At 38.3% G+C, this 3303-nt stretch carries 3 protein-coding genes; 2 read left to right on the forward strand and 1 reads right to left on the reverse strand.

What is annotated here, in order from left to right; genetic code table 11:
- Nucleotides 1-137 precede the first annotated feature (137 nt).
- Nucleotides 138-1118 carry an ABC transporter permease gene (locus AC1DVJ_RS30340; RefSeq protein WP_477596542.1) on the reverse strand — a complete coding sequence of 327 codons (981 nt, stop codon included), beginning with the start codon at nucleotides 1116-1118 and terminating at the stop codon, nucleotides 138-140.
- 229 nt (nucleotides 1119-1347) lie between these two features.
- On the opposite strand from AC1DVJ_RS30340, the gene AC1DVJ_RS30345 reads away from it, so the two are divergent.
- Both AC1DVJ_RS30345 and AC1DVJ_RS30350 read left to right on the forward strand, forming a co-directional pair.
- The gene (locus AC1DVJ_RS30345; RefSeq protein ID WP_477596544.1) at nucleotides 1348-2949 is read left to right on the forward strand and encodes a response regulator; all 1602 of its coding nucleotides are present in this window, start codon (nucleotides 1348-1350) and stop codon (nucleotides 2947-2949) included.
- 19 nt (nucleotides 2950-2968) lie between these two features.
- Nucleotides 2969-3303 (forward strand): hypothetical protein (locus AC1DVJ_RS30350; protein ID WP_477596547.1); only part of this gene is annotated, 335 nt, incomplete at its 3' end.

A 3303-nucleotide genomic window follows, 5' to 3' on the forward strand; every position in this document is an offset into this window, starting at 1 on the left:
GCGATGACGAGAAGAAATGGAATGATGAACGCTAAACTTAATAGAATCAAGAACACATGAATTAACTTATTGCCTAAATTAGCAGAGAATGGTTTAGACATTCTGGGCCGCCTCCTTCTTACACTTTTATTGACAAATTAGAACAAAGAATTATCAGGGTTTACTCTCTTAACAATCATATTACTAATAACGATCAGAATAAGTCCGACGACAGCTTGGAACAATCCTACAGCAGCTGAAATCCCGAAGTCCCCTGAACGCAATCCACGGTAAACATAAGTGTCAATAACATCCGTTGTTGGATACAACACGCCAATATCCCTTGGAATTTGGTAGAACAATCCGAAATCTCCTCTGAACAGATTACCAATTGCCAGAATGATGATAATCGTTAAAACAGGCGAAAGTGAAGGAAGTGAAATCGCGAATATTTGTCTCATTCGTCCAGCTCCGTCAATTTTGGCAGCTTCGAACAATTCTGGATCAACACTCATCAAGGCCGCGTAATAAATAATGGAGCTTAATCCAACCGTTTTCCAAACTTCCACAGACACGATAATGTAAGGCCAGTACTTGGAATTAGAGTAGACGTCAATGGATTCAAATCCGAAGAATTGGAGCAATTGATTGAAATAACCCAATGTAGGATTAAATAACGCGTACGTCATATATCCGACTAGAACCCAAGATAAAAATTTCGGCATAATCATCGATGTTTGATAAAATTTTAAAGCCAATTTCCCGCGAACCTCGAACAGCAAGAGTGCAACTGTAACAGCCGCGATATTCCCCAAGATGATAAATACACCCGCATAACTAACTGTATTTCTTGTAATTCGCCATGCATCCATTGATGTGAAGAAATATTCAAAATTTTTGAACCCAATCCATGAGCTCCCAAATATACCTTCGCTATACTTATAATCTTTAAAGGCAAGTATGATTCCGAACATCGGTGTGTAGTGAAAAATTAGATAATATAAAATAGCTGGTAAGGTTAGGAGAAATAAGGCTATATTCTCTTTTACCAATCGTTTAAATGAATTACTTCTAAGTGGCTTCGTCATTATTTCGCTTGTCGTCTCATCTGTCACAGTATATAATGCGGTCTCTCTCATGTGTCGTTTCCCCCTTTGCTTACTTTAATATTACGAAATCGGGGTATAATTGAATAGGTAGCCAAATTAAAGATACGGATACGAAGTTGCGCAAATAGATTGGATGAAGGCACTTAAAGCAATTAAAGTTACTTTTTTAAACTAATGCTTAGAATATCCACAGAAAGACTCCAATAACCACATATCATTGCGATATAATGATGTGAAAACATCGAGAGGATGACGTACCATGTACAAGCTTATTCTGGTTGACGACGAAGAGATTGTACGCAGAGGGTTGAGATATTTCCTAGATTGGGAATCACTTGGGTTTCAGATCGTTGCTGATTTCGAGGACGGTAAAGAGGCCATCGAATATTTGAAAGCACATGAGGTTGACATTGTGCTAACTGATATTCGAATGGCAGAGATTAATGGAATCCAATTATCCAAGCATATATATGAGAACTATCCGCATATTCGTGTCATTATCATTAGCGGTTACAAAGATTTCGAATATGCCCAACAAGCCATTGCGTATAATGTAGAGAATTATTTATTAAAGCCGACGAAATACGACGTAATTACGGATGTATTCCAGAGCCTGAAGCTAAAGTTAGATCAACAGAAGAGTGCTTCTATCCAACAGCAACAGCAATCTGTACGATTTGATGAGCTTCTTCCTCTATTGAAAGAGCAATTTTATACCGATCTCGTTATGGGGGCCTTGCGGAATTCGAATGAGCTTCATAAACGCATACAATTATTATCTCTTTCCTTAGACCCAAACCATTGTCCTTGCGCTTTGATTGACTTGGAGCTATGTGAACCTGAGAAGCTGACCATTAAGCCAGAAAAGCTATCCTATTCGTTAAAAAGCATTTTCCTTGCTGAAAATGCTAATTTCTTGTATAAGGCGGTCTTTAATGAATATCAGGGGATGAAATTACTTGCTTTTCCTAATCATGCTATAACTCAAGAGGACCTTTGTAATCAACTCGATACAGAGCTGAATGAAATTATTTCCCGAATCCGCAGCAATTTTGACATCGAGATTTGTTATCACGTGACAGCTACGTTTACGAATCTAACTGAATTAGCCCAGTTTAGCGTACCGTTAAAGCTAGTTTATGAGGAGACGCGCGGTAAAGATCGGTTGGAGCCGAGCGAGTATGAAAATCTGCTGGGGAAGTACAAGCTATTCATGGCGCATATTACGGACGGCCAAATCGAGAATACGATGAGCTTGCTGGATCGATTCATGGACGAATTTCGTAATTTGCCAATCTCATTTGTTCATCGATTAATTATGGATTTATTCGCAATGGTATTTCGATACTACGCAGATCGCGGCCAAGTCGGTAAGATACCGCATGAGACCGCTCACAATTACCACGCTGTTATCGAGATCAACGATCTAGAGGAAATCCGCAGATGGGCCAAGCAGTTTATCAATGATCTTATGGTGCTCAATATCAATACGAAAGAATCGAATGCTACTCTGATCGTCGAAGCCGCGCAGAAATATATTTTACAGAACTTTCATCGGGATTTATCGCTTGAAGAGGTGGCTAATCATGTGTTCTTGAATCATATTTATTTTAGCCGAATCTTCAAACAAGCATTAGGTATCAATTATATTGATTATTTAACCCAATTGCGGATTCAAAAAGCGATTGAATTATTAGAATCACGTCAATATAAAATTCATGAGATAACAGAAAAAGTTGGCTATCTGAATAGTAAATATTTCGCCCGATTGTTCAAACAAACAACGGGTGTCAGTCCTAAGGATTATATTCGACAACAAAGCTTGATTTCAAAAGGTGCTGAAAATGAAAACAAAYCGTAATTTAATTCAAGCAGTCCGCATGTACAAGTTTCAAAGTCTCTTTATCAAAAGTTTAATCCTTATATTTCTCCTCGTGATTGTTCCTTTTACAGGCTTAAGCATCGTTACGTATGTTCAAATGAATAAAGCCATTGAGACGGAAATAAGCGGTGTGAACATGAATGCCCTGTACCGCGTGAAGGACAGTATCGAGACCATTTTTAAACAAATRGAGCGTGTTTCGCTGGAATTGACTTATCAGGATGATGTCGCTTCCTTCATGCTATCTCCCGCGGACAATAATAATCTCAATTCAAAAATAAAGACGATTCATGATAAGATTTCGATGTTCACACGTTCCATCATATATATGGA

The organism is Paenibacillus sp. P4_A9, assembly GCF_056402415.1.

Bases quoted from the DNA above. Each gene is read 5' to 3' on its own strand.
- AC1DVJ_RS30340 (WP_477596542.1), bottom strand. From the start codon at position 1,118: ATGAGAGAGACCGCATTATATACTGTGACAGATGAGACGACAAGCGAA.